Genomic DNA, 19,273 nt, shown 5'->3' with positions numbered 1-19,273 from the left:
ATCCCCCCTACAAAGCAGTCGTATGGCGAAGCGACGAGATGTAATCGCTCTGGAAAATTATTATCCTGGAATGAAAAATTAGAGAAAAGGTATTTAAAGTATTAAACAATAAATTAACATTAAAAGATAATTTTTCCAGAGCGCAAAAGAATATTATTATTGTATGCCCAAATTATATTTTAGTCCCAGCTATTAAAATAATTTATCTTCTTCTCAATAAGCGAATATTTCCTGAAGCTGAAGCCATACCTGCATTTGATGACACAGATGCATAATGAGTCCCTGTGAATTCTGTCTCACCTGAAGGAATTGTATAGTAAGTTGTATTTACGGTTACACTATAGGACGTAAATGTTCGACTTAATTGTTTTTGTCCATATGCATTCGTATAACTAACATGATAACTATTAGACACACCATCATACCAATTTATTCGTGGAGTTACAGCATGACTTGTGACTCCACTTACATATACATTTGATGGATCTAAGTTAATCTCCAAGGGAATGGATGAAGGAGATGTATTTTTCAAGACTCCATTATTTTCTACAACCTCTTTTAATTCACCATCTTCTGCGTATACGTTACTGAATCCTACAGTAAGCAAAAGCCCTCCTACTAATATTGTTGATAATAGTACTTTTAATTTCTTCATAAAAATGCTCCTTTTTATATTATTTTATTGTTACGTGAATGCACCGCTGTATAAAGTTGTTTCGTTGGAAGACTCTCTGTTAGCTTTAGACAAAGCGTCAATAAGATCTAACTCCTAAAATTCATTTCAATAATTTTATAACGCATCATGAAAGCATCATGAAAAAGGCGAAGAGAATCTCCCACAAATAACCAGATTCTTAGTGTAGTGACTCACAATCACCACTCACTGCTACTCACATGAGGCGTCAGGAAGCTTGGCCAAGTTCCTATCTATATTATTTACAAAATAATCAAATTAGTCAACAGTAACTAGATGGGAAAGTATGAGTTTAATAGATTAATATTTAAAAGATTTCCTGGTCACTTTCCTCTAGTAGGAAAGTGACCAGGAAAAGTAGAAGGGGACCTAAAGTTCGCTAAAAATACTTGACGTTCTCATTTGGACAAATCAGGAGATGTTATCGGTGGCTTGTCCTCTATTGATACCAAAGAAACAGTATTGTTAACATAGTAGACAGTAACAATTAGTAGAAATAAAATGAAGCGTTTCATTATAAATCACCCCAATAATTCACTTTTTTATGTTTTAGATAATAATCAAAGGCTTTCTCGTAATAGATTGTAGCACTTTTATATTCATTTTGATTGGTCAGTTTTTTCGAAAATAAGTTACAATAAATGAAGCAATGATAATAGTTACGTAGATCATCAAAGTATTTCAATATATCTTTGAAAAATTTATGAGAATCGGCAGAGTCCGATAATAGTAGTTTATAAACGCTTAAATGCTGCTCATAATAAGTTCTGTTTTGCGTAACTTGCGTGATGAGCGACATGCACTTTGCCAACCAAGCTCCTGCCATTTTTGAGTTGTCCATTTTAAAATACTCTTTTAAAATGGCTATTGCTGTTACTATTTTACTGTTAGCATGTTTTTTCATCTTCAAAGCTGATTCAAAGGATTGCAGAGCTTTCTTTTTATCGCCAATTAGCGAATAGCATAAGCCTAAGTTATGTTCGATCAGCGCTAGATGAATAGAAGCATCATTATCTGATAGCAATTCCATGGCCTCTCTAAAGGTTATGACCGCTTCCTCTATTTGACCAATCCTTTTTTTAGCGAGACCAATTATAATTAAACAGCTAATTGATCGTGACAGCAGCATTTTAGAATTAAAATAATCTAGTGCATATTGTGCATACTCTATTGCAGTTATATTACGGTAATCGGATAGTGACGCAAGTGACAAGACATAATGAAGCTCTGATTTCTCCCAATCATCTACAGGAAATTGCAAACAGAGATTTTCCGCTTCATTAAAGAATTTCAGAGAGTTAGAAAAGTGATTATCATTGTATTCATATAACCCTTGGACAAGAGAATAATAGAACTTTTGTCTACTCGATAGATCTTTTTCAACGGATTTTAAAAGAGATAAGTTGTTCTCAACAATAGAGGAAGTCTGCTCTTCGAACATTAGCAAACGAGTTTGTATCAGTAGAAAATCTATGCTTGTATTATTAACAGAAGAAATTGTATCCATTTCTTTGAGCATCAATTGAGCAGATTCACGATCTCTTTGGTCAATAATTTTTTTGAACTGATTATTTAATTCTTCTAAATGATCTTCTGCTTGAAGATTTGGGAACGGGAAGTTAAGCCGGTCGAATAGTAATTGAAGAATTTCATCACTAGGTTCGGCCTTTCCATTTTCAATTTTACTTAGGTAAGAAGTAGAACAAATGCCCTTCGCTAACTCCTCTTGTTTAATATTTTGCCGTAGTCTCTCAAGTCTAAGTAAATAGCTAAACTTCATTCTTCGATACCCTCCAATTCTACATTATATGATAATTATATCAAACTATAATAGTAAATGAAGTTAAAAACTACCTCGATATAGAGATATAGGTAAATTATTGTCAATTTCCAACCTTTTGAGATACGTCTTCTAAAAGTATTTAATGAACAATATTGCCATCCATATGGAGGAGGCAATATTGTTCATTAAATACTGTTATTTATCAATACGTACTAGTACACACTATGACGCATTATGCTCCGAATGTGCATTTAGGTTATACTATCAATAATACTTTCGTAAGGAGTGATAAATATGGATCCAATAATCACCTCTGTTTTAACATCTTTTGCCACTACATTAGCAACCAATAGTAGTAAGGTGCCTATGCAAACTCTAGATGATTTATGGTACATGGCTTTCAATAAAATTAATTTTGCAGCAGATAAAAAACGTATAGAAAATGAGATTAATTTATTGGCATACAAGAATTCATTGGCAAATAAATTAAACACAATTGAAGAAGATAAACTAATTGAACCTACAATAAGCATTGTTGGTCCTGCTTTAGAAGCATCCCGGTATTATATTGATGAAGAAGAACTAAGAGAAATGTTTGCAAAATTAATTGCTTCTTCTCTCAATTCCGATAAGGCTTATGATACACATCCAGCCTATGTTGAAATCATTAAACAATTAACGCCAGACGAAGCTAAATTATTACAAATAATACGCGAAAACAACCAACCAACAATTCATTTGAAAATCATTATGGGAGACGGAAGTTACCTTCCTATGCTTCTAAACTTTACTGATTTATGTGATAAAGCAAATTGTAGCTATCCAACAAAGATTTTTAGTTATTTAGACAACTTAAATAGACTCGGCTTAATTAACTTGCATGATTCAAATCAATTGACTCCCGATTATTTATATGATGAACTTTTTGAACATCCTGTGGTACTTCAGGGAACTAAAGGGGCTGATTTTTTAGGAAAATCAAGAATTGAGAAATCTTCATTTTCAGTTACCCCTTTCGGGAAACAGTTTTATCAATCGTGTATACACGAAGATTGAAATCAAGGCAGTATATTAAATGTACTGCCTTGATTTTTTATGCACCATCTTCATCCTCAATCAAAAACTTCAATCCACTCTCAACCAAAACATCACGCACTCCTGGCTGAAGCGTAGAGGGAACATCGGCCCAATTCGTTTTTCCAAGAATCACACGTTGTGCAAAAAACATCGCTATCATAGTATCACCTCCTTCCAATTTCAATAAAAGCCGAAACAAAAAGCGGGTAATCATTGATAGACCTGTATCGCCATTTCGGCAACTACGTCCTCGATGAAATCCGCTCTTTCAGATAGTGCATTGTTTTTGGCATTAGATATCCTGATTTCTTGTTTTAGTTCTATAATTTCAATTTCAACTGGTTTAATATCCGTAAACACTAAAAATTTCCCTTCAAAAAGGTTTTTTTCTTCCACGAGGTATTTGTCGGAGTGCTCAGCTAAGAGAGTTTGTTTCTCGTCGGCGTTCTTATATTCAAGCGTAATTTTCATTTTTACCACTCCTTTTTAAGGTATAGAATTTTTTTCAGCAATAGATGACATATCAATATTAACGGATAACTTTGTTACATGAGCAGATCCGTTACCATCAACAGTTAACGCGTAAACTTGTATTTTATCTCCGGCTGTAAAAGTTACATCGTTTGTAAAAGTAAGTTCACTTCCACCTAATCTACTATATATTTCGCCAACAGCTAAATCATTTATATATAGCTGTGCTCGTGCTGAGTAATTGGCATTAAGGTTACGAAAAGATACCGATACCCTCACACTCCCTCCTACATTCATAACTACCTCTTTTACTTTAGTCATATACCTTTTTTCTGTATTGCTTAAAGTGTTATCAATGTAGATAGACCCCGACTCACCAGCTATAAGTCCATCCAATACTCCTGTACTAATCTGACCAATCGCGATAGCCAAATCATTAAATGTAGGTTCAGTAGGTACTAGCACATTTGGATCAACGTCAGTGATCGCAGTACCTACCGTTTGTTTCCCATCACTGACATTTGTAAAAAGCTCCTGCATCGCACCTCCAACATTTGTTGAAGTAAATATATTATTTGGGTCAGGCAAGCCGATTAAATCCGCACCTTTACCAACTTCTTGGGACGCTAAATCCGCCAAATGCGTCGCAAGCAATTGTTTAATTTCATTAATGGCCGCTACTAAATTATCTTTTGCAGTTGTTTCTAATTCGGGTAAGCTGCCAAGCAGCAGCTCAAGTTCCGCCAGTTGTGTTTCTAGTGCCAACTTCACAGCATCCGCTTTTCTTTGTGCGCCTGCAGGAGTCTTTGCACCAATGTCAACAGCAGTCATGGGAGCAAAGACTCTGAGATCTCTATTAAAGAAGCATGGAATGAAATTGAATCGATTACTATGCATGGTTTAAGACATACACATACCAATGTGCTGCTTTACAAAGGAGCCAACATCCATTCCGTATAAAAATTTCTTGGTCATGGTGATATCCAGACGACGTGGATAACTATGCACATGTACTAAAAGAGATGGAGCAAAGAGATGAGGAAATCTCGGTGAAGATCTATGCGAGCTAATGTATACCGAATATACATTTTGTATACCAAAGTTTCATTTCTTATCTTATTCAATCGTACACTTTACAAAAAGAAAAAACGCCTGAAACCTTGATGCGACAAGGTTTCAAACGTTTCCAGTCATACTCTTTTATAAGCATGTTTCGATAAAATACGTCCCAGGAGGGATTCGAACCCCCGACCCACAGCTTAGAAGGCTGTTGCTCTATCCTGCTGAGCTACTGAGACATGTTCAATTTGCGATTACTTTTCGCAAAGGACAAATATTATTATAGGCAGGATTTCGAAAAAAGTCAACGCTTTCTTGTATAATTTTTCATTTCAACGGAATGAATTGTTTCAAGCTGAAGATTTTTAATGGTTACGCGCAACTTTTTCTCGTTTTCTAACGTGTTAACGTCATTTGAAATTCCCTCGTAAGCAAGATCCTCGACTTCGTGGTCCCACTCGATTTCCACAAACGATGGTTCATTGCCACCTCTCGGCAACAAAGTGCTCCCTGGATTGACAAACAAAATCCCCTCTTTCATTTCTGCACCGTACAAGTGAGAATGCCCGAATAAAACAATGTCTGCCTGTTGTTCCAGCGCCTCGTAATACAAGGGGAGCATCGACCGTTTACAATCATGTTCATGACCGTGTACGACGAAAATTCGTTTGTCGCCTACTTGGACGAGGAGTGAATCAGGAAACCGGCCGTCTCGGTCACAATTCCCTCTTACCACATGTATGTTATGCAAAAGCGGATCGTCAAGTGACAGTTCACTGTCGCCACAATGAAAAATTGCATCCGCCGGCAGAGTGGAAACGGTTTTCACCGTCTCCACATCACCGTGAGAATCACTCATTACAATAATCTTCATTGTACTTCACCGAATGATGCCATGAGTGTAGGGAGCTGTTCTTTCAGTTGAGCGAGCGCTGCACCACGATGAGAAATTTCCCCTTTTTCAGCAGGTGTCAATTCAGCCATCGCACGTTGCTTCGAAGGTGTATAAAAGATCGGGTCATATCCGAATCCGTTTGTTCCCCGTCTTTCATTCAAAATGAAACCTTCACAACTGCCGGAAAATGTCTTTGTCTCTTGATTCGGACCCGCTATGGCGAGTACACAACGGAACCGTGCTGTCCGTTCGTCTTCAGGCACCTCTTGAAGCTCTTCTAGCACTTTGTCGATATTCGCATCATCGTTCTTTGCCGGACCGGCATAACGAGCAGAATAGACGCCAGGGGCACCATTTAGTGCATCGATTTCCAAGCCACTATCATCGGAAATGACCATGATGCCTAATTGTTTCGCTACTTCTTCCGCTTTCAACACCGCATTTTCCTCAAATGTCGTGCCCGTTTCTTCCACGTCTATATCTTGTTCTAAGTCATTCAAAGTCATTACTTGGATGCCATACGGTTCAAATAACACCTCAAAGTCTTTTGCTTTGCCTTTATTGTTCGTGGCAATCAATACTTTTTTCATGCTTCATCACTTTCCTTTTGTTTAATCTGCTCATGAATGGAACCTAAAGCGTCTTGTTGAATTTCGATTAGACGTTGAATGCCTACTTCAGCCAATTCAACGAGCGCGTTCATTTCTTGCCTAGTAAACGTCGCTTCCTCACCAGTCCCTTGCAATTCAACAAATTCACCCGCGCCTGTCATAACGATATTCATATCAACTGCAGCTGCAGAATCCTCCACATAATCAAGGTCTAGGATAAGCATGCCTTCCTCTGTCTTCCCAACACTGACGGCAGCTAAGTAATCACGGATTGGGAACTTTTTCAGTTCCTTTTCACTCACTAACTTAGCGACTGCCATGCTCATTGCCACAAAGGCACCTGTAATCGAAGCCGTTCTCGTTCCGCCATCTGCTTGTATGACATCACAGTCAATCCAAACTGTTCGCTCCCCGAGTGCTTCCAAGTCAACGACTGCACGCATCGCACGGCCAATTAGACGTTGGATCTCCATTGTCCTTCCACCTACTTTCCCTCGGGAAGATTCACGATGCGTACGCTGCCCTGTCGCCCGTGGAAGCATTGAGTATTCGGCCGTCACCCATCCTTGTCCACTTCCTCTAAGAAAAGGAGGCACTCGCTCTTCAATGGACGCCGTACAAATCACCTTCGTATTTCCAACAGAAATGAGCACTGAGCCTTCGGGATGAAGCAAATAATCCGTTTCAATTGTTACATCTCTTCCTCTATCAGCAGTTCTTCCATCATGTCTCATGTCGGCTACCTCCACATTTCAAGTTCAGCATTCATCTTATCATAACCATTTTCATCAAAGCAAAAAACCGGACACCTGAATTGGTATCCGGTCTAGAGAATAATATGTCGAACATCTGGATTTTGCAATTCTAGCCAATCCATCGCAATGGATGAAAAGCCTTCCAATGAGCCTGTTGTATAAAATAAGGGTGCAATCCCTGTATTTTGTTCATTCAACAACCCGAAATGATCCAATGTGTTACGTACATCCTGAACCGTTTCGTTCGCAGATGAGACAATGGCGACTCCTTCGGGCAATTGTGCTTGGATGTGGTCATGCAAAAGGGGATAGTGCGTGCAGCCTAAAATCGCCGTATCAAAATCGATATGAACGAGTGGATTTAACGATTTCTCCATAATCGGACGAATATCCAAGCTTTTATACTGTCCACTTTCTACGAGAGGTACGAAATCCGGACAGGCAAGCTGGTATGTTTGGGTAGCATTTGAAATTGCCGTAATGGCATGTTCATACGCTCCACTTTTCACCGTTCCTACCGTTCCCAACACTACGATTCTCCCTGTAGTCGAGACGCGTACCGCAGCTCTTGCACCGGGTTCAATGACTCCTACTACAGGAAACGCAAATTGGTTGCGCAAATCATCCAGTGCTACTGCGGTCGCTGTATTGCAAGCAACTACCAACATTTTTATACCCATTTCTGACAATGCATACGCCATTTCTAACGTGAATTGTTTCACTTCTTCGACTGAACGTGGCCCATAAGGACATCTTGCATCATCGCCGATGTAGATGATTCGTTCTGCCGGTAATTGGTTAAGCATTTCTTTTACGACGGTCAACCCGCCCACACCTGAATCGATGACGCCGATCGGTGCTTGTTTTGTGGCCTTCAATCCTTGCTCATCTCTTCATGCAATCTCGTCATCAACTGCAGGAACTGTGTAATTTCCTCTTCCGAAAAATCATCGAGGACAGAGCCTAAGTATTTACGACGCTTATCAATTACTTCTTCAATGATTCTTTCGCCTTCATCCAATAGATGTATACGCACAACCCGACGGTCTTGTTCATCACGCACACGTTTTACGAGCTTGTTGTTTTCCATACGGTCTACAAGATCAGTAGTTGTACTGAAAGCTAAATACATTTTATTGGATAAATCACCAATCGTCATATCACCATGCTCGAATAACCATTGCAATGCGACGAATTGTGGAGGAGTAATTGAATAATTGCTTAATATTTTACGACCTTGTTGCTTAATAATTCCGGATATATACCGCAGTTCTTTTTCCATCTGTGCAATGTTATCCAAACTATCTCGATTATGCTCATTGTTAGTTGTCACGAATACCAGCTCCCTGAAAACGAATACTGTCTACTTATTGTCACCTTTTTCGACACATAACGCAACTTTTTTTACATGATTGTCACGTATATATTTTTTCCAGGGATGATAAGCGTGTTTACTTATCACTTCTTCGTGCGTTTGCGAATGCTACTATCCATGTAATCTAGTTTAATTTCAACTCCCCTAATCGCAGTAATTCGACAATTGCTTGAGCCCTTCCAGAAACCCCTAATTTCTGAATTGTATTCGAAATATGGTTCCTGACGGTTTTTTCGCTAATGCCGAGCCGCCCTGCGATTTCTTTCGTCGTATGATCGTTTACTAATAGATTGAAGATTTCTCGTTCTCTAGCTGTAAGCAAAGAACGATTTTTCATTTCTCCTGTCAAGACGCGCCCCCTCCTATCCACGTTCACTTTACAATATGTGAGGACGGTCTAGGCTGTGCCGGCTCGTTCATCATTTTAGAGAGAAAACGCAGATTTTTGATATTCTTTCCAAGGCAATGCTTTTCCCGTGAATTTATCGATTTGGACGATTGAGCCTCTCCCTGTAAAAACAACCTCATTTTTTGCGTTCTTCGCCATATAATGGAGATCGACAGAGCTGTTTCCGATAGCAGCAGCTTTCACAAAAATCGACAATTGTTCATCAAAAAATACTTGTTTCATATAGTCACATTGTAGATCTGCCACAACAGGAATTGCTGCACCTTTTGGATCAAGCCACTCTTCCATATGACCAATCGTTTTTAAAAATTCGATCCTAGCGTACTCGAAATAAGTGAAAGTGACTGTGTTGTTCAGATGACCATACATATCCGTTTCAGAAAAACGTACTGAAACAGGTACTGAAAACGTAAATGATTGAATCCATTTCTCCATATCCTCAATATATGCAATCCTCATGTACTGCTCCCCCTTTTCAAAATGAATGAACATTCATTCTTTTATTATACTCGAACAAAGAAGAACAGCAAACAAAAAACAACCCTTCGCGTATCAGTGATACGTAAAGGGTTGTTGGAAGTTGAATTAATCAACCATATGATCGCTTCCAAAGAAGTTCTTGAACATTTGTACAGTTGTATCACGGTTTAATGCCGCAATGGATGTTGTCAATGGAATTCCTTTCGGACATGCCACTACACAGTTTTGAGAGTTACCACACTCTCCGATTCCACCGTCTGCCATTATTGTCGCTAGACGTTCGTCTTTGTTCATCGCACCTGTTGGGTGTGCGTTGAAGAGACGAACTTGTGAAAGCAATGCTGGACCAATGAAATTCGTTTTGTCGTTCACGTTCGGACATGCTTCCAAGCAAACGCCGCACGTCATACATTTCGATAATTCATATGTCCATTGGCGTTTCCGCTCAGGCATACGTGGACCTTCACCAAGATCATACGTACCGTCAATCGGAATCCATGCTTTTACACGCTTCAAGGAATCGAACATGAAGTCACGGTCTACGACTAAGTCTCGTACAACCGGGAACGTTCTCATCGGTTCAAGACGGATTGGTTGTGTCAAATGATCGACCAATGCTGTACATGATTGACGAGGGCGTCCATTGATGACCATCGAGCACGCACCACAAACTTCTTCTAGACAGTTCATGTCCCAGTTAACAGGCGTCGTTTTTTCACCTTTTGCATTGACCGGATTACGACGAATTTCCATAAGCGCTGAAATCACGTTCATATTCGGACGATACGGGATCTCAAAGCTTTCCATATAAGGTGTAGATTCCGGCGTATCTTGACGTTGTATTTCAAACTTCACAGTCTTCGTTGCAGTCGGTTGTTCTTGCACAGCTGTTGTTTGCTCACTCACTTCTGTCAATCTCCTTTCTTCGCAGAATAGTCACGTTTACGTGGCGGAATTAAGGATACATCCACTTCTTCATAAGAAAGGATCGGTGCAGATTTACCATCGAACTCTGCAATTGTCGTTTTCAAGAAGTTTTCGTCATCACGGTTCGGGAAGTCTGGCTTGTAATGTGCTCCACGGCTTTCATTACGGTTAAGCGCACCTAACGTGATTACGCGTGCCAAGTAAAGCATGTTCTTTAATTGGCGTGTGAATGTAGCACCTTGGTTCGACCATTGTTGCGTATCAGTAATGTTGATGTTTTCATAACGTTCCAAGAGCTCTTGAATTTTATCATCAGTCGCTTGTAATTTATCGTTGTAACGAACAACCGTTACATTGTCTGTCATGATTTCACCGAGTTCTCTATGAAGCATGTACGCATTTTCTGTTCCATCCATCTTCAATGTTGCATCCCACTTCTGTTGCTCATCTTTGATGGCTGCATCGAAAATCGAAGAAGGTAATTCATCCGCAGTGCGTTTCACGCCGCGCATATACTTAACTGCTTCCGGACCTGCAATCATACCACCATAGATAGCGGATAGAAGTGAGTTCGCTCCAAGACGGTTTGCACCATGTTGTGAGTAATCACACTCTCCAGCAGCAAATAGACCAGGAATATTCGTTTGTTGTTCATAGTCCACCCATAGTCCGCCCATTGAATAGTGAACAGCTGGGAAGATTTTCATTGGCAATTTACGTGGATCGTCTCCAGTAAACTTCTCGTAAATCTCAATGATTCCACCAAGTTTAATATCAAGTTCTTTTGGATCTTTATGAGAAAGGTCCAAATACACCATGTTTTCACCGTTTACACCGAGTTTTTGATTGACACACACATCAAAAATCTCACGTGTTGCGATGTCACGTGGAACGAGGTTACCGTAATCCGGATATTTTTCCTCTAGGAAATACCATGGTTTACCGTCTTTGTATGTCCAGATTCGTCCACCTTCACCACGTGCTGATTCACTCATGAGACGAAGTTTGTCATCTCCTGGAATAGCAGTCGGATGGATTTGGATGAACTCACCGTTTGCATATTTTGCACCTTGCTGATACACGATTGAGGCAGCAGAACCCGTGTTGATAACTGAGTTTGTTGACTTACCAAAGATTATTCCCGGGCCACCAGTTGCCATAATGACTGCATCCGCTGGGAAAGCTTTGATTTCCATCGTTTTCATATCTTGCGCTTTAATACCACGGCAAATTCCTTCATCATCCATAATGATACCTAGGAATTCCCAGTTTTCGTATTTCTGAACGAGCCCGGCAACTTCATGACGACGAACTTGCTCGTCCAATGCATAAAGAAGTTGTTGACCTGTCGTTGCACCCGCAAACGCTGTACGGTGATGCAATGTTCCACCAAATCGGCGGAAATCGAGAAGACCTTCTGGTGTACGGTTGAACGTTACACCCATACGGTCCATGAGTCGGATAATTCCAGGTGCCGCTTCTGCCATTGCTTTTACAGGAGGCTGGTTCGCAAGGAAGTCTCCTCCATATACAGTGTCATCAAAGTGGATGGCTGGTGAATCGCCTTCACCTTTCGTATTCACTGCACCGTTAATGCCACCTTGTGCACAAACGGAGTGGGAGCGTTTAACCGGAACGAGCGAGAACAGGTCAACTGCGACCCCTTCTTCCGCAGCTTTGATAGTTGCCATTAAGCCGGCGAGTCCGCCACCTACGACAATCAATCTGCCTTTTGCCATTATTGTTTCACTCCTCAATTTTTACATGTTCTGTAATTTATCTACGATCAATTAGACAAATGCAAATAGCGCTTGAATGCCTATTACTGATAGTACTAAGAAAGCTAGTATTGTAATGTATGAAACAATTTTTTGTGAGTTTGGTGATTGTGCAATCCCCCAAGTAACTGCAAATGACCAAAGGCCGTTTGCCAAGTGGAAAGTTGCTGCAATAACACCCGCAATGTAAAACACGAGCATGAATGGACTAGATAAAATTTCAGCCATCATGTCAAAGTTCACTTCAGCACCCAAAGCTTTTTGGATTCTTGTTTCCCAAATATGCCAAGCGATGAAGATCACAAGAAAAACACCTGTGATACGTTGTAGCAGGAACATCCAGTTGCGGAAAGTTCCGTAGCGCTGAACATTGTTTTTCGCAGTGAAAGCTATGTACACACCATAAAACGCATGAAACATGAGTGGAATATAGATGACAAACCATTCCAAGAAAAGCACGAATGGCAAGTTGCCCATAAAGTTGGATGCGTTATTGAATGCCTCTTCACCGCGAGTTGCAAAATGGTTAATGACCAAGTGTTGAGTCAGGAACAACCCAACCGGAATAATTCCGAGCAATGAATGCAGTCGGCGCAAGTAAAAATCTGATTCTCTCGACAAGTCTTTACCCTCCCTTATTAATGGGATACGCCAATCGAACGTCACCTAATTATATACTTTTGAGAACGTTGACGGCATGCCCCTTCATGGTACAATATTATAACATGTTCATTGTACTCCTCACATTTAAGGAGGTCAAGGACATGTGAACTTTTCTTGTCGACAACGAAAAGTTCCTTTACGATTCAGAATCCGCTTGAAAGGACTGCATATCCCTTGAACAATGACACGACTGAACAACCGACTCGTCTCGGTTATGAAATAATTAGAGATCATGTACTTCCAACAATATTAGGAAAACACGAGAATGAAATCCTTTATTGGGCAGGAAAAGATATTGCACGGAAATTTCCCATGTTCTCAACCGATGAACTCCCTGCATTTTTTTCGGAAGCAGGTTGGGGGCATCTAACCTTTTCTTCGAATAAACAGCCTAAAGATGAAGCCTGGCTAATTTTACAACAACCCGATCTCACGGTACTGGAAAAAAGGTCGTATCAGCTAGAGGCAGGATTCCTCGCCGAGCAATTCCAAAAGCTTAACGGCTATTTAGCAGAGTGCTACGCTGAAAAACAAGTGAAAAAAAAACAAATCCATTTTATTGTAAAGTGGGACACGAAAACAACCGTGTAAAAAATAGACAATGAATGGGTTCTAGCTACTTATTGAACCTGAACCCATCATTTCTCTTTTGTAAAGTACAAATGAACGGATTCCGCTACTTTTATTGGCAAACCTGCTTCCTTCAGCTGTTCCGTGGATGCCTCTTTTATCTTTTTCATTGACCCAAAATGTTGCAACAATTGTTTTTTCCGTTTCGGTCCAACTCCCGGCAATCCATCCAACGCCGACATCATTGACTGACTATCCCTTCTTTGACGGTGGAACGTTATGACAAATCGGTGCACTTCGTCCTGAATTCGTTGAAGCAAATAAAACGCTTCACTCGTCCGTTTTAACGGCACTACCTCAACCGGACTTCCATACAGTAATTGAGCCGTTTGGTGTTTATCGTCTTTTGCCAAACCTGCTATCGGGATGGATAATCCTAACTCATCTTCAATGACTTCACGTGCAATCTCCATCTGTCCTTTCCCCCCGTCAATAATGATGAGATCAGGCAGTGGCAAGTCTTCTTTCAAGACACGTGTATAGCGTCTTCGAATTACTTCTCGCATTGCTCCATAATCGTCGTGCGCAGCAGCTGTCTTTGTTTTATATTTTCGATAGTCTTTCCGATTTGGTTTTCCGTCAACGAACGAAACCATAGCAGAAACCGGATCAACTCCACCTGTATGCGAATTATCGAACGCCTCAATGCGCAAGGGTGTTGCGATATTCATTGCAATTCCTAAATCTTCGCAAGCTCCAATCGTTCGCTGTTCCTGCTTCTCGATAAGTTGAAACTTTTCTCGCAAGGAAATTTCAGCATTTTTCATCGACAGCTTCATTAAATCTTTTTTCTTTCCTCGTTGCGGGATTAATACATTCACTTTTAACAACTGTTGGACCAATTCGTGATTAACCCCTTCAGGAAGTAAAATTTCTTTTGGCAAAAGGTGCCCGGACTTCCCGTAAAATTGTCCGATAAATGTTAACATCTCTTCCTCTGGATCTTGGTACAAAGGAAAAAGGGATACATCCCGTTCAATTAGTTTCCCTTGACGCACAAAAAATACTTGGACACACATCCAACCTTTGTCAACTGCATAACCAAAAACGTCCCGATCCGTGAAGTCGTTCATCATCATCGTCTGCTTCTCCATAACCGCCTCGATATTCGCTATTTGATCACGGTATTCCTTTGCGCGTTCAAATTCCAGGTTTTCAGCTGCCGCAGACATTTTCTCCGTCAGTTCCTTTTTAACGGTCTTGTACCCACCGTTTAAAAACCTGCTAATATCATCAACCATTTCTTTATAGGTTTCGTGTGGTATATCTTTTACACACGGCGCAAGACATTGTCCGAGGTGAAAGTATAGGCATACGCGATCAGGAAGTTTATGGCATTTACGATAAGGATAAAGCCGATCTAATAATTTCTTCGTTTCATGTGCAGCAGTAGCGTTCGGATATGGACCAAAATACTTCCCTTTGTCTTTTTTTAATTGCCGCGTGACAATCAATTTGGGATGACGTTCCGCTGTAATTTTCAAGTACGGATACGTTTTATCATCTTTCAGCATGATGTTATATTTCGGGTCGTATTGTTTAATTAAATTCAATTCCAATATGAGTGCTTCAATATCAGAACCTGTAACGATATATTCGAAATTCTCAATTTCACCAACAAGACGTTGCGTTTTCGCATCGTGGGAACCTGTGAAATAGCTTCTCACCCGATTTTTCAGGATTTTTGCCTTACCGACATAGATAATTGTTCCTTGTCGGTCTTTCATTAAGTAACATCCTGGAAGGTCTGGCAATAAGCTTAGTTTGTGCTCAATTATTTCATTCATCTTCTTCACCTACCAAAAAACCGGGTCCTCCTGAAGGCCCGGTTTTACGTAATGCTTACGAGTGTTTTTCAATCAATTCAGCAAGTTGCTCTTTCGGTTGGAAACCGACAACTTTGTCAACAATCTCGCCATCCTTGAAAAGCACAAGTGTAGGGATTGACATAATGCCATACTCACCAGCAGTTGCTTGGTTTTCATCCACGTCCACTTTTACAATTTTCGCTTTGCCTGCTAGATCCGCGTCAAGTTCTTCAAGAACCGGAGCGATCATTTTACAAGGTCCACACCAAGTTGCCCAAAAGTCAACGAGCACAAGGCCCTCTTTAGTTTGCTCTTTAAAATCTTGATCTGTCGCATGAAGTACTGCCATGTAATTTCTTCCTCCTTTTAGTAAATCCAACTATGGTTGAATTATAGCATGCCGGTTTAAGGCGGGCGAAGTTTATGCTTACATTCTTGGTTTGCCCGTTTTACGGTTTTTAAAACCACTACTTATGTCTATTGGTTCATATAAAAACTGCAGACACCACACTTTTGGTGTCTACAGTTTTTTCCAATTTTACAAGTCACACAATCAGTTCGTCTTGATTTTCTTGATTTCTTCTATCATCATCGGAATGACTTCAAAAAGATCTCCAACGATTCCGTAATCCGCGACTTTAAAAATGTTTGCTTCAGAATCTTTATTAATCGCAACAATCACTTTGGAGTTTGACATACCTGCCATATGTTGGATTGCGCCTGAAATACCTGCAGCAATATAGAGATCCGGCGTGACAACTTTACCTGTTTGGCCAATTTGCAAAGAATAGTCACAATAGTCAGCGTCACAAGCGCCACGAGAAGCACCTACCGCTCCACCTAATAGTTTCGCTAACTCTTCTAAAGGCGCAAATCCGTCTGCACTTTTCACGCCACGTCCACCTGCCACGACCACTTTCGCTTCAGATAAATCAACACCTTCTGTCGATTTACGGACAACTTCACTAATAATGGAGCGTAGGTTTGTAATGTCGACAGATAATGATGCCACTTCACCGGTGCGGCTGTCATCCTTTTCAAGCGGCGCAATATTGTTCGGTCGCACGGAAATGAATAACAATCCTTCTTTGTTTTTCACCTTTTCAAATGCTTTTCCTGAATAAATCGGACGGACGAATACTGCGTCATCCCCATCGCCTTCAATCGCGGTAACATCTGACACTAATCCTACTGCTAGTTTACTAGCAATTTTCGGAGACAAGTCTTTCCCTAAGGCAGTATGACCAAAGACAATTGCATCAGGCTGCTCCTGTTCATACGCTGCCATGAACGCTTGGCCGAAGCCGTCAGACGTATAATGTTTTAAATGTGGGTGTTCAACCGTAATGACGCGGTCTGCACCAAACTTAATCATTTCTTCCCCTAATGATTGAACCGAATCACCAAAAAGCAAGCCGACGATTTCGCCTCCACCAGCAACTGTCTTAGCTGCTGCGATTGCTTCAAACGAAACGTTACGCAATGCTCCTTCACGAGCTTCACCGAGTACAAATACTTTTTTAGACATATTATGTTCCTCCCATTACAATTTGAATTCCATCAAAGCACTTTTGCTTCTTTATGTAGAAGCTCAACAAGTTCCTTCACTTGGTCGGACAGATCGCCTTCAAGTACACGACCCGCAGCTTTTTGAGGTGGCAAGAAGATTTCAACCGTCTCCGTTTTTGCTTCAACGTCCTCTTCGTCCAAGTCCAAGTCATCTAATTCCAGTTCTTCAAGCGGCTTTTTCTTCGCTTTCATAATTCCTGGTAAAGATGGATAGCGCGGTTCGTTCAAGCCTTGTTGTGCAGTGACGAGTAACGGTAACGATGTTTCAATCGTTTCTGAGTCCCCTTCAACATCACGAACAATCTTGACGGATGTTCCGTCGACTTCAATATTTGTAATTGTTGTCACATAATTAATTCCTAACAGTTCTGCTACACGAGGACCTACTTGACCAGAACCACCATCAATTGCAACGTTCCCTGCAAGGATTAGGTCAGCGTCTTTATCTTTCAAGTATTCAGCAAGTATGGTAGCAGCCGAAAACTCGTCCATTTCGTCAAGATCAACTTCCGTATTAATAAGAACTGCTTTGTCAGCACCCATAGCAAGTGCTGTACGCAATTGTTTCTCGGCTTCTTCGTTGCCGATTGTTACGACAGTTACTTCCCCACCGTTTGCATCACGCAATTGAATTGCTTCTTCAATTGCATACTCATCGTACGGGTTAATGATAAATTCTGCACCATCTTCCAAAATCTTTCCGTTTGAAACCGCGATTTTCTCCTCCGTGTCAAATGTACGTTTTACTAATGCATAAATGTTCATCGTACAATCCTCCTCAACGTTTTTAATTCCCTTTGAAATGTGGTTCCCTTTTTTCAATAAAAGCTTGGATGCCTTCTTTTGCATCAGCTGTCACAAACACTTCCCCGAATGAATCGGCTTCAGCTTTTACACCCTCATAATAACTGTCTGTTTTCATATATTGAAGCATGCGTAATGCTGCTTTCATCGCAACAGGGCTCTTTTTAGCAATTTTTCGCGCGAGCTCCATAGTTTTAGAAAGCAATTCCTCTTCTGGATATGCATGATTTGCAAGACCGAGACGCACTGCTTCCGTCCCAGTGATCGGTTCACTCGTGAGGAGCATCTCAGCAGCTTTCGCCGTACCGACATATCGGGGCAAACGTTGTGATCCAGCAAACCCAGGTATTAAGCCGAGTTGCAATTCAGGTAAACCAAGTTTTGCTTTCTCAGTCACCAGACGGATATGACAGCCCATTGCCAGTTCAAGGCCCCCACCTAACGCGGCTCCGTGAATAGCGGCAATGATCGGTTTTGAAAAATTCTCCAACCGCTCAAATACATGTTGACCCGCTGATGATAGTTTTGAAAATTCCTCACCCGTAGAAACGGTTGTAAATTCTTTAATGTCTGCACCTGCCGAGAAAAATTTCCCTTCCCCGTGCAAGACGATGACTCTTACAGCATCATCTTGTTCAACTGCATCGAGCATTTGGTCAATCCCACGAATAAGGCCGCTCGATAATGCATTTGCTGGCGGACGATTTATGGATACAATAGCAACATGTTCCTCAATGGTCATTGATAAGAATTCCATTTTACCCCATCCTTTCGTATGAATAGTGATACTGTTACGATTTCCCCAAGCGTTTACTACGTCTACGACTTCATACCTTTTAATAGCAATTTATGCACTGCCGGAGCCAATTTGATAAGATCATATTTTTGATCGTTCATCACCCAAGAAGTGATTGTTTCATCAATTGTGCCAAAAACCATTTGCCGAGCTAACCGAATATCGATTTTTTCGTCAAATTCACCGCTATCAATCCCTTCTCGCAAGATCGAATCGAGCAATACGAGATATTCTTTTAGTACTTCGTTAATTCGAAATCGTAGGTCCTTGTTGGATTGTCGAAGCTCTAATTGTGTCACAATAGCAAGGTGGCGGTCGTGATAAAGTAATGAGAAATGATTATCAATCAATTTATACAATTTTTCTGTTGCGGAAATCTCTTTTTTCACAATCTCCTTCACATTTTCTACGAAGATGCCCATTTTCTCTCTAAAAACCGAAATAAGGATGTCCTCTTTATTTTTGAAATAGAGATATATGGTGCCATCCGCCACGCCAGCTTCCTTCGCAATCTTGGATACTTGCGCTTGATGGTAACCGTTTTCTGCTATGACGATGACAGCAGCATCAATAATCTGTTTGTATTTCGGTTTATCACGCTTCATTTTATTTCACCACCAAAAAGAAGAAAATATGAATGATTGTTCATTCATATTTTCATAGTAATCTTTTATTGAACTGTCGTCAAG

23 protein-coding genes and 1 tRNA gene are annotated in these 19,273 nt (G+C 40.5%); 2 read left to right on the top strand and 22 right to left on the bottom strand.

Features of this window, described 5'->3' with window-relative positions; translation table 11 throughout:
* Positions 1-202: 202 nt before the first annotated feature.
* Positions 203-655 carry a hypothetical protein gene (locus tag QT711_RS07245; protein ID WP_317942995.1) on the bottom strand — a complete coding sequence of 151 codons (453 nt, stop codon included), beginning with the start codon at positions 653-655 and terminating at the stop codon, positions 203-205.
* A gap of 553 nt (positions 656-1,208) precedes the next feature.
* The gene (locus QT711_RS07240; RefSeq protein WP_317942993.1) at positions 1,209-2,474 is read right to left on the bottom strand and encodes a helix-turn-helix domain-containing protein; all 1,266 of its coding nucleotides are present in this window, start codon (positions 2,472-2,474) and stop codon (positions 1,209-1,211) included.
* A 297-nt stretch (positions 2,475-2,771) separates the two neighbouring features.
* On the opposite strand from QT711_RS07240, the gene QT711_RS07235 reads away from it, so the two are divergent.
* The gene (locus QT711_RS07235; protein WP_317942992.1) at positions 2,772-3,533 is read left to right on the top strand and encodes a DUF4393 domain-containing protein; all 762 of its coding nucleotides are present in this window, start codon (positions 2,772-2,774) and stop codon (positions 3,531-3,533) included.
* Between the two features lie 37 nt (positions 3,534-3,570).
* Here QT711_RS07235 and QT711_RS07230 read toward each other — a convergent pair whose 3' ends face one another.
* The 14 genes from QT711_RS07230 to QT711_RS07165 all read right to left on the bottom strand — a co-directional run bounded on the left by QT711_RS07230 (position 3,571) and on the right by QT711_RS07165 (position 12,935).
* A complete protein-coding gene (locus QT711_RS07230; RefSeq protein ID WP_317942991.1) occupies positions 3,571-3,714 on the bottom strand; it encodes a hypothetical protein in 144 nt (47 codons plus the stop codon).
* A 50-nt stretch (positions 3,715-3,764) separates the two neighbouring features.
* Positions 3,765-4,025 carry a hypothetical protein gene (locus tag QT711_RS07225; RefSeq protein ID WP_317942989.1) on the bottom strand — a complete coding sequence of 87 codons (261 nt, stop codon included), beginning with the start codon at positions 4,023-4,025 and terminating at the stop codon, positions 3,765-3,767.
* A 15-nt stretch (positions 4,026-4,040) separates the two neighbouring features.
* Positions 4,041-4,856 carry a hypothetical protein gene (locus QT711_RS07220; RefSeq protein WP_317942987.1) on the bottom strand — a complete coding sequence of 272 codons (816 nt, stop codon included), beginning with the start codon at positions 4,854-4,856 and terminating at the stop codon, positions 4,041-4,043.
* Positions 4,857-5,249: 393 nt separating this feature from the next.
* Positions 5,250-5,323: transfer RNA gene (locus tag QT711_RS07215), tRNA-Arg, on the bottom strand.
* A gap of 65 nt (positions 5,324-5,388) precedes the next feature.
* The gene (locus QT711_RS07210) at positions 5,389-5,958 is read right to left on the bottom strand and encodes a metallophosphoesterase (protein ID WP_317942986.1); all 570 of its coding nucleotides are present in this window, start codon (positions 5,956-5,958) and stop codon (positions 5,389-5,391) included.
* Positions 5,955-6,569: an XTP/dITP diphosphatase gene (locus QT711_RS07205; protein WP_317942984.1), complete on the bottom strand. Its 615-nt coding sequence runs from the start codon at positions 6,567-6,569 to the stop codon at positions 5,955-5,957. The genes QT711_RS07210 and QT711_RS07205 overlap by 4 nt, the downstream gene beginning before the upstream one ends.
* Positions 6,566-7,324 (bottom strand): ribonuclease PH, encoded by a 759-nt coding sequence (gene rph, locus QT711_RS07200; protein ID WP_317942982.1) that lies wholly within the window; start codon positions 7,322-7,324, stop codon positions 6,566-6,568. The genes QT711_RS07205 and rph overlap by 4 nt, the downstream gene beginning before the upstream one ends.
* Positions 7,325-7,416: 92 nt before the next feature.
* Positions 7,417-8,223 carry a glutamate racemase gene (gene racE / locus QT711_RS07195; protein ID WP_317942980.1) on the bottom strand — a complete coding sequence of 269 codons (807 nt, stop codon included), beginning with the start codon at positions 8,221-8,223 and terminating at the stop codon, positions 7,417-7,419.
* The gene (locus QT711_RS07190; RefSeq protein ID WP_317943023.1) at positions 8,220-8,627 is read right to left on the bottom strand and encodes a MarR family winged helix-turn-helix transcriptional regulator; all 408 of its coding nucleotides are present in this window, start codon (positions 8,625-8,627) and stop codon (positions 8,220-8,222) included. Before QT711_RS07190 ends, racE begins: the two co-directional genes overlap by 4 nt.
* Before the next feature lie 217 nt (positions 8,628-8,844).
* Positions 8,845-9,057: a helix-turn-helix domain-containing protein gene (locus tag QT711_RS07185; RefSeq protein WP_317943022.1), complete on the bottom strand. Its 213-nt coding sequence runs from the start codon at positions 9,055-9,057 to the stop codon at positions 8,845-8,847.
* Positions 9,058-9,144: 87 nt separating this feature from the next.
* The gene (locus QT711_RS07180; protein WP_317942978.1) at positions 9,145-9,588 is read right to left on the bottom strand and encodes an acyl-CoA thioesterase; all 444 of its coding nucleotides are present in this window, start codon (positions 9,586-9,588) and stop codon (positions 9,145-9,147) included.
* A 126-nt stretch (positions 9,589-9,714) separates the two neighbouring features.
* Complete coding sequence (sdhB, locus tag QT711_RS07175) at positions 9,715-10,524, bottom strand: succinate dehydrogenase iron-sulfur subunit (protein ID WP_317942977.1); 810 nt, start codon at positions 10,522-10,524, stop codon at positions 9,715-9,717.
* Positions 10,521-12,275, bottom strand: a complete 1,755-nt coding sequence (gene sdhA, locus QT711_RS07170) for a succinate dehydrogenase flavoprotein subunit (protein WP_317942975.1) — start codon at positions 12,273-12,275, stop codon at positions 10,521-10,523. Before sdhA ends, sdhB begins: the two co-directional genes overlap by 4 nt.
* Positions 12,276-12,326: 51 nt before the next feature.
* Positions 12,327-12,935: a succinate dehydrogenase cytochrome b558 subunit gene (locus QT711_RS07165; protein ID WP_317942973.1), complete on the bottom strand. Its 609-nt coding sequence runs from the start codon at positions 12,933-12,935 to the stop codon at positions 12,327-12,329.
* 156 nt (positions 12,936-13,091) lie between these two features.
* Between QT711_RS07165 and QT711_RS07160 the strand changes: the two genes are divergently transcribed.
* The gene (locus QT711_RS07160; protein WP_398295734.1) at positions 13,092-13,568 is read left to right on the top strand and encodes a YslB family protein; all 477 of its coding nucleotides are present in this window, start codon (positions 13,092-13,094) and stop codon (positions 13,566-13,568) included.
* A 47-nt stretch (positions 13,569-13,615) separates the two neighbouring features.
* Here the strand turns inward: QT711_RS07160 and uvrC are convergent, their stop codons facing one another.
* From uvrC to QT711_RS07130, 6 genes are all read right to left on the bottom strand, one after another.
* Positions 13,616-15,394: an excinuclease ABC subunit UvrC gene (uvrC, locus tag QT711_RS07155; protein ID WP_317942971.1), complete on the bottom strand. Its 1,779-nt coding sequence runs from the start codon at positions 15,392-15,394 to the stop codon at positions 13,616-13,618.
* A gap of 55 nt (positions 15,395-15,449) precedes the next feature.
* Positions 15,450-15,764, bottom strand: a complete 315-nt coding sequence (trxA, locus tag QT711_RS07150) for a thioredoxin (RefSeq protein ID WP_317942969.1) — start codon at positions 15,762-15,764, stop codon at positions 15,450-15,452.
* Between the two features lie 204 nt (positions 15,765-15,968).
* A complete protein-coding gene (locus QT711_RS07145) occupies positions 15,969-16,943 on the bottom strand; it encodes an electron transfer flavoprotein subunit alpha/FixB family protein (protein WP_317942968.1) in 975 nt (324 codons plus the stop codon).
* A gap of 32 nt (positions 16,944-16,975) precedes the next feature.
* Complete coding sequence (locus QT711_RS07140) at positions 16,976-17,749, bottom strand: electron transfer flavoprotein subunit beta/FixA family protein (RefSeq protein WP_317942966.1); 774 nt, start codon at positions 17,747-17,749, stop codon at positions 16,976-16,978.
* A 22-nt stretch (positions 17,750-17,771) separates the two neighbouring features.
* Entirely contained in the window at positions 17,772-18,545 is a 774-nt protein-coding gene (locus QT711_RS07135) for an enoyl-CoA hydratase (protein ID WP_317942964.1), read from the bottom strand.
* A 62-nt stretch (positions 18,546-18,607) separates the two neighbouring features.
* Positions 18,608-19,189: a TetR/AcrR family transcriptional regulator gene (locus tag QT711_RS07130; RefSeq protein ID WP_317942962.1), complete on the bottom strand. Its 582-nt coding sequence runs from the start codon at positions 19,187-19,189 to the stop codon at positions 18,608-18,610.
* Positions 19,190-19,273 lie beyond the last annotated feature (84 nt).

This window comes from Sporosarcina saromensis (genome assembly GCF_033253735.1).
In the GTDB taxonomy this organism is placed as follows: domain Bacteria; phylum Bacillota; class Bacilli; order Bacillales_A; family Planococcaceae; genus Sporosarcina; species Sporosarcina saromensis.
Note: the sequence above shows the minus strand (reverse complement) of the source record. Positions and strands in the feature narration are given on the sequence as shown.